This is a genomic window from Geodermatophilus sp. DSM 45219 (genome assembly GCF_900104025.1).
Classification (GTDB): Bacteria; Actinomycetota; Actinomycetes; order Mycobacteriales; family Geodermatophilaceae; genus Geodermatophilus.
On record NZ_FNIQ01000001.1, the window covers coordinates 1017929 to 1025049 of the forward strand.

General features: G+C 76.9%; 6 protein-coding genes, 1 rRNA gene and 1 pseudogene. 1 reads left to right on the top strand and 7 read right to left on the bottom strand.

Annotated elements, in window-relative coordinates; all coding sequences use genetic code 11:
- Nucleotides 1-407 precede the first annotated feature (407 nt).
- Nucleotides 408-1538 (top strand): ergothioneine biosynthesis PLP-dependent enzyme EgtE, encoded by a 1131-nt coding sequence (gene egtE / locus BLR12_RS04910; RefSeq protein WP_091374104.1) that lies wholly within the window; start codon nt 408-410, stop codon nt 1536-1538.
- Nucleotides 1539-1563: 25 nt separating this feature from the next.
- Here egtE and BLR12_RS04915 read toward each other — a convergent pair whose 3' ends face one another.
- The 7 genes and pseudogenes from BLR12_RS04915 to rrf all read right to left on the bottom strand — a co-directional run.
- Nucleotides 1564-2937: an 8-oxoguanine deaminase gene (locus BLR12_RS04915; protein WP_091374105.1), complete on the bottom strand. Its 1374-nt coding sequence runs from the start codon at nt 2935-2937 to the stop codon at nt 1564-1566.
- Nucleotides 2938-2981: 44 nt separating this feature from the next.
- On the bottom strand, nt 2982-3272 hold the full coding sequence (locus BLR12_RS04920) for a DUF4333 domain-containing protein (RefSeq protein WP_091374107.1): 291 nt from the start codon (nt 3270-3272) through the stop codon (nt 2982-2984).
- A gap of 45 nt (nt 3273-3317) precedes the next feature.
- Entirely contained in the window at nt 3318-4433 is a 1116-nt protein-coding gene (gene alc, locus BLR12_RS04925; protein WP_091374110.1) for an allantoicase, read from the bottom strand.
- A gap of 25 nt (nt 4434-4458) precedes the next feature.
- A complete protein-coding gene (allB, locus tag BLR12_RS04930) occupies nt 4459-5796 on the bottom strand; it encodes an allantoinase AllB (RefSeq protein ID WP_091374113.1) in 1338 nt (445 codons plus the stop codon).
- The gene (locus tag BLR12_RS04935) at nt 5793-6539 is read right to left on the bottom strand and encodes an urease accessory protein UreD (RefSeq protein WP_255363305.1); all 747 of its coding nucleotides are present in this window, start codon (nt 6537-6539) and stop codon (nt 5793-5795) included. The genes allB and BLR12_RS04935 overlap by 4 nt, the downstream gene beginning before the upstream one ends.
- Nucleotides 6516-6781, bottom strand: a pseudogene (ureA, locus tag BLR12_RS25620) (urease subunit gamma); the annotation flags it as partial. The pseudogene ureA and the gene BLR12_RS04935, both read right to left, overlap by 24 nt.
- A 255-nt stretch (nt 6782-7036) precedes the next feature.
- Nucleotides 7037-7121, bottom strand: a 5S ribosomal RNA gene (gene rrf, locus BLR12_RS04945); the annotation flags it as partial.

Here is a 7121-nt window from a genome sequence, read left to right on the forward strand (position 1 = left end):
CCACAGCTGCAGCCCCACGAGGGTGCCCTGGGACACCAGGTGCGCCACCCCGTGGTCGATGCGACCGATCGTCTCCGGACTGAGCTCGTCGACCTCGACGCCCTCCTCCGGGAGCTCCACGGCGACCAGCAGCTGGTTGACGAGCTCGGCGTCCACCACCGCCTGGTGCAGGGCGCGCTCCTCCTGCTGGCGCTCGAGGTTCTGCGCCAGCGAGGTCAGTCCCGCCACGGCGACGACCAGCACCGCCACCAGCGCGCGCCAGGACGTCACGATGCGGAACACGGGTCCTCCTCCGGGCCCACCGGACGCGGACCTCGCACCCTCTCCATCGAGGTCTCGGGCGTACGACCTGAGTGCCGTCACCCCATGGAGGGGGGACGGTCGGGCGTCTCACCTAGCGTGGGGACGTGCCCACGCCCGGACCCGCTCTCGTCCACGAGGACCTCGGCGCCGCCTGGCGCACGGCCCGGCCCCGCCCGGCGGGCCGGCACCTGGACAGCGCCGCCTGCAGCCGGCAGAGCCACCGCGTGCTCGAGGCCGTCGCCCACCACGCCCGGCACGAGGCCGAGCTGGGCGGGTACGTGGCCGAGGCCACCGCCGAGGACCTGCTCCAGCAGGGCCGCTCGGTGATCGGCGGCCTGGTCGGCATGGCCGCCGCCGACGTGGTCTTCGTCGAGTCCGCGCAGGCCGCGCTGCTCGCCCTCCTCGCCGCATGGCGGCTCCCGGCCGGGACCCGGGTGGCCTGCCTGCCCGGGGAGTACGCGCCCAACGCCGCCCAGCTGCGCGCCGCGGGGCTGACGGTGGAGCAGCTGCCGGTCGACGACCTCGGCCGGGCCGATCTCGACGGCGTGGCCCGGCTGCTGGCCACCGGCCCGCCGCACCTGGTCCACCTCACCCACGTCCCCAGCCACCGCGGCGTCCTCCAGCCTGCCGCGGAGGTCGCCGCGCTGTGCCGGGCGGCCGGGGTGCCGTTGGTCATCGACGCCGCGCAGTCACTCGGCCACGTCGACACCGACCTGGGTGCCGACGTCGTCTACGCCACCTCGCGCAAGTGGCTGGCCGGGCCGCGCGGGGTGGGCCTGCTGTGCGTGCGGCCCGCGGTCGCGGCCGAGCTGACGCCGGTGCTGCCCGCGCCGGGCGACCTCCCGCCGCTGCGTGCCCTGGAGTCCGGTGAGGCGCACGTGGCCGGCCGGGCCGGGCTGGTCCTGGCCGTCGGGGAGCACCTGGCCGCCGGGCCGGAACGGGTGCGGGCGCGGCTGGCCGAGCTCGGCCGGGGCGCCCGCGAGGTGCTGGAGGGCACCGCCGGCTGGCGGGTGGTCGAGCCGCTCGACGAGCCGACCGCCACCACCACGCTGCGCCCGCCGGACGGCGTCGACGTCGTCACCACGCGGGCCCGGCTGCTGACCGAGCACGGCATCGTCACCACCGCGATCTCACCGCAGCGCGCGCCGGGGGAGATGACCGGGCCGGTGCTGCGCGTCTCCCCGCACCTGGACGCCACCCTCGACGACCTGGAGGCCCTCGCCTCCGCCCTCTGACTGCCTTTATCGCGATATCGGCGGTTCACACGGCCGCCTGCATCGCCGCCGACACCCGGCGGTGGACGGCGAGCTGCTCGTCGAGCGCCGGGTGCACCGGGACGCCGTCCTCGACCACGAACCGCCCCGCGACGACGGTGTGCCGCGCGGCCACCGGACCGCAGCGCAGCCACGCCTCCACCGGGTCGGACAGCGCACCGGCGAACGCCGGGCCCTCCAGCGACCAGACGGCGAGGTCCCCGCACGCGCCGACCGACAGCTCGCCGACCTCCCCGGTGCGCCCCAGGCAGGTCGCGCCACCGCGGGTGGCCAGCTCCAGCGCGTCCCGGGCCGACATCGCGCCCGCGCCGTGCCGGAGCTTGCCCTGCAGCATCGCCGTCCGGGCCTCCAGCCACAGCGACGCGGCGTCCGCCGACGACGACCCGTCCACGCCCAGCCCGACCGGCACCCCGGCGGCCCGCAGCTCCGCGACCGGCGCCAGTCCGCTGCCGAGCACCATGTTGGACGACGGGCAGTGCGCCGCCCCGACCCGCGCCGCGCCCAGCCGCGCGACCTCGCCGGCGTCCGGCCACACCACGTGCGCCAGCCACACCCGGTCGGACAGCCAGCCGACGTCGGCCAGGTGGTCGACCGGGCGCCGGCCGAAGGTGGCCAGGCAGAACGCGTCCTCGTCCTGCGTCTCGCACAGGTGGGTGTGCAGCCGGACGTCGAGGCCCTCGGCGAGCTCGGCGGTGCGGCGCATGAGGGACGGCGAGACGCTGAACGGCGAGCACGGCGCCAGCGCGATCCGGGTCATCGCGTGCGGCGAGGGGTCGTGGTGGGCGTCGACCAGGCGCTCGGAGTCGGCGAGGATCTCGTCGTCGTCCTGGACGACGGAGACCGGGGGCAGGCCGCCGTCCGCGACCGACAGCGACATCGAGCCGCGCGTCGGGGAGAACCGCACGCCGAGGTCGCGGGCGGCCGCGACCTCGGCCGTGATCAGGTCGCCGCCCCCGCGCGGGTGCACGTAGAGGTGGTCGGTGGAGGTGGTGCAGCCCGACAGCGCCAGCTCGGTGAGGCCGACGTAGGCGCTGACGTACGCGGCCTCCTCGTCCAGCCGCGCCCAGAGCGGGTAGAGGGTGACCAGCCACTCGAACAGGCCGCCGGTCAGCGCGGGGGCGTAGGCGCGGGTGAGGTTCTGGTACAGGTGGTGGTGGGTGTTGACCAGCCCCGGGGTGACCAGGCAGCCGCGGGCGTCGACCCGCCGCCGGGCATCGGGCACCGGGTCGCCCGGCCCTCCGACGCCGGTGACCACCCCGCCGGTGACCGCCACCCAGCCGCCGGCGATCTCGCGGCGGGCGTCGTCGACGGTGGCCAGCAGCTCGGCGTCGTGCACCAGCAGGTCAACGGTGTGCTCCACGAGCGCATCCTGCCCACTGCAGGTGACGGCGGTGTGACGCCGGCTCAGCCGACGCGCTCGATGTCGAACTCGGCGGTGTCGCCCTCGACCGACGTGACGACGATCCGCAGCGCGATCTCCTCGCCGGTCTCGGGGTCCACGGCGGTGCACTCGGTGGTCGCGTCGACCTCGGCCTCGAGGTCGCCGGGGCACGAGACGTCGGCCGCGACGCCGAACTGCGACTCCAGCGTGCCCGCCACCTGGGCCTCGAGCTCGCTCTGCGCGATCGACGAGCTGCAGGCGGCCAGGCCCAGCACGAGGGCGGGGCCGACGGCGAGCAGGCGGGGGCGCGGCACGACGGCGACCCTAGTGGCGCCGGGGGATGCGGCGGACCGCTGCGCTCACCGCCCGAGGACGAGCCGGGCGGCCGCCGCCGGCAGCCGGTCGGCCAGGGGCCGGGCGCCGACCAGCCGGCCCGCCTCGGCCGGTGCCGTCCCCGCCGACTGCAGGACCTCCAGCGCCTGGACGTCGGGCAGCGCGTCGAACCACCGGCGTCCGAGCGCCTCGCGGCCGGTGGCCGTGGGCCGGCCCCACAGCCGCAGCCGGGCCATGCCGCCGTCGGGGAAGACGTCCAGCCGCACCCGGTCCACCGCGGGCCCGCCCTCGAGGACGAAGCGGTGCCGGGTGTCCGGTTGCAGCCGCGTCCGCGGCAGGACGACGACCTCGCCGTCCGGACCCCAGCCGGTCAGCGACGCCGACCCGGGCGCGTTGCCCAGGAAGTACGAGGTGTCCAGCTCCGCGAGGCCGACCACGCCCTCGCAGGCCAGCGACAGCTCGACCCAGTCGTTGCCCACGCCGCGCCGCCGCCGGGTCTCCCAGCCCTCCCCCATCGACCGGGCGAGCCCCGGCGACACCAGCTGGACCGGGCGGCCGTAGAACTCGTCGCTCACCCCGGTCACCAGGGCGCCGTTCTCCAGCGCGGCCAGGTCGACCGGGCCGGCGTCCACCAGCCGCGGGTCCGGGACGGCGGTGCCGTGCACCCGCAGCCGCGCCACCCCGCCGTCCGGGCAGATGGTCAGCCGCACGTGGGTGACCCGGCGGCCGGACTCCACCGGGAAGGTGTTCGCGGTGTCCCCGGCGAGGTCCGACAGCGGCAGCAGCGGCTGCCAGTCGGCGCGCTCCAGCTCGGCGGGGGCCGGGTGCCCCTCGACGGCGGCGGCCTCCACGGACGCCTGCGGCGGGTGGTTGCCGGTGAAGTGCGCGGTGTCGACGACGACGGCGCTCACGACGCCGGGCACGCCGAGCCGGACGACCGCCCAGTCCGACCCCGGCGAGCGGCGGCGGCGGGTCTCCCAGCCGTCGTACTCCTTGCCGCGGTGGCCGAACCCGGGCAGCGCCCGAGCCGGGTGCGGCAGCACCAGGTTCTCCTTGGCCGCGAAGGACTCGTCGTTGGCCGCGACGACCGCCCCGCCCAGCGAGCGGCTGGCCAGGTCGGGCAGGCGGGTGGGGTCGCTCATCGGGCTCCTCGGTCGGGGGTGGGGCTCACTCTGGCACGGGGCGGGTCGGGCCCGACCCGCCCCGGCTGAGCAGCCGGCCGCGGGGGGCACCGCCGGTCTGCTCGCCCCGCAGCCACGTCCGGCGGACGACGCCGGTCAGCTCCCGTCCCGCGTACGGCGTGACCGGGTTGCGGTGCAGCAGCTCCGCCACCCGCCACGGCTCCTCCGGCGCGAACGCCACCAGGTCGGCGTCCTTCCCGACCGCGATCGCGCCCTTCCCCGGCAGCCCGGCCAGCCGCGCCGGCGCCGCGGACATCCACGGCACCACCTGTGCCAGCTCCAGCCCGCGCGCCCGCGCCCCGGTCCACACCGCCGGCAGCGCCACCTGCAGCGAGGCGATCCCGCCCCAGGCCAGCCCGAAGTCGCCGACGTCGAGCCGCTTCAGCTCGGGGGTGCAGGGCGAGTGGTCGCTGACCACCAGATCGACGTCCCCGTCCGCCAGCGCCGCCCACAGCGCCTCCCGGTGCCAGGACTCCCGGATCGGCGGGCAGCACTTGAACGACGTCGCCCCGTCGGGCACCTCCTCCGCGGCGAAGGTCAGGTAGTGCGGGCAGGTCTCGACGGTCACCCGCACCCCCTCCGCGCGGGCCCGGCGGAGCAGCGGCAGCGCGTCGGCGTCGGCGAGGTGGACGACGTGCACCCGCGCCCCCGTGTCGCGCGCCGCGGCGAGCAGTCCGCCGATCGCGGTCTCCTCGGCCACCGGCGGGCGGGAGGCCAGGAACGCGGGGTAGCTGGCACCGGCGGGGGGCGGCGCGCCGGCGATGACGTCCGGGTCCTCGGCGTGCGCGATGAGCAGCGCGTCGAGGCCGGCGAGCTCGGTCAGCGCCGCGCGCAGGCCGGCGTCGTCCAGCGGCGGGAACTCCGGGACGCCGGAGTCGAGCAGGAAGCACTTGAACCCGACGACGCCGGCCTCGTGCAGCGGCCGCAGCTGGTCCAGGTCGCCGGGGACGGCCCCACCCCAGAAGGCGACGTCGACCGCGACCTGCCCCTCGGCGGCCGCCCGTTTCACCCGCAGCGCCTCGACGGTCGTCGTCGGCGGGATCGAGTTGAGCGGCATGTCGACGACGGTGGTGACGCCCCCGGCCGCCGCCGCCCGCGTGGCGCTGGCGAAGCCCTCCCACTCGGTGCGCCCGGGCTCGTTGACGTGCACGTGGCTGTCGACCAGGCCCGGCAGCAGCACCTCGTCGCCCGCGAGCGTGACCACGCCGGACGGTGCGTCGTCGAAGGCGGTGACGGCCGTGATCCGGCCCTCGGCGGTGTGCACGGTCGCGGCGCGCTCGCCGTCGGGGAGCAGCACCCGGCGCGCACGGACCGCGAGGCTCACGCGGGGATCCCCTGGCACGCGGTCAGGGCGGCCAGCGCGCCGGTCACCCGGTGCAGCTCGGTGCCCCGCGCTGTCGCCGTCCACCCGCCGGGCAGCGGCAGCCGGACGGCGTCCTCGCCGGTCGCGACCGGCTGCTCCTGGCTGCCCACGTGCACGGTGGAGGCATACGCCCGGCGCGCCACCGGCGGCAACCCGGCCGGCGCCCCCGGCCCCAGGTCGACCGTGGTGTGCACCAGCGGCCGGTCCTCGCTGGCCACGCGCGGGGTGCCGATTCGACGGCCCGGCTCCTCGCCGCCACGTCGAGCAGCACCCTCGGCCGCCGTCAGGACGCCGTCCGTAACGAGCCCGGCCGCCAGCTCGGCGACGTGGTGCGCCCCCGACGCGACGACGGTCGGCTCCGGCGCCAGGTCCAGCTGACCGGCCACGGTGGCGCGCACGCGCTGCACCGACGGGGCTCCGGCGGCGCGGGGGGGCAGCGCCACAGCCGCGGCCACCGCGCGGACCCCCAGCCGCGCGCCCGCCGCGACCACCAGCCGGACGGTGACGTCGTCCCCGCCCAGCGGGCCGAGGGTCGTGGCGACCAGGTGAACCGTGTCCGGGCGCAGGAAGTCGGCGTCCTCGGTCGTGTAGACGTCGTTGGTGACGACGACGAGGTCGTACTCGCCGCCCAGCGTGCGGTACAGCGCCGCGGCCAGGGCGGTCCTGCCCGAGCCGACCGGCCCGTCAGGGAAGGTCGCCTCCACCTGCACCTCCTCCAGCAGCTCGGGGACGCCGTCCATGAGGTCGTCCCGGGTGAGGACCGTGCGGCCGGACTGCACCAGCTCGGCGACCAGCACACCGTCCCGTGCGCCCTCGAGGACGTGGTCGGTGACGATCGCCGTCGCCTCGGGGAGGTCGAGCACGAGCCCCCGCCCTGCCGGCGGCGGGGCGGCTCGGCCGCGTAGGAGAGCAGCAGCCGTTCCCGCTCGTGGGGCGACAGGTGCACGCGGGGACCTCCGGACGTGGGCGGAGCCCGGACGCTGGCGAGGCCGTGTGTCGATGCTGTCGCGTCGTACGCGAGGTCCCAGTCGGTGGGACGGCACCACCGAGGGACCGTGCGCCACGTGACGGGGCACCGGCGGACCGCATCGGCCCCGCCTCGCCCCCACCCGACGTACGGGCGCCCAGTCTCCGCAGTCGGCCGACCCATGAATGCATGAAGGGCCCTCACCGGGTGGTGAGGGCCCTTCATGGAATGGTTGTCCGGCGGCGTCCTACTCTCCCACCCCGTCTCCGGGGCAGTACCATCGGCGCTGAGAGGCTTAGCTTCCGGGTTCGGAATGGGT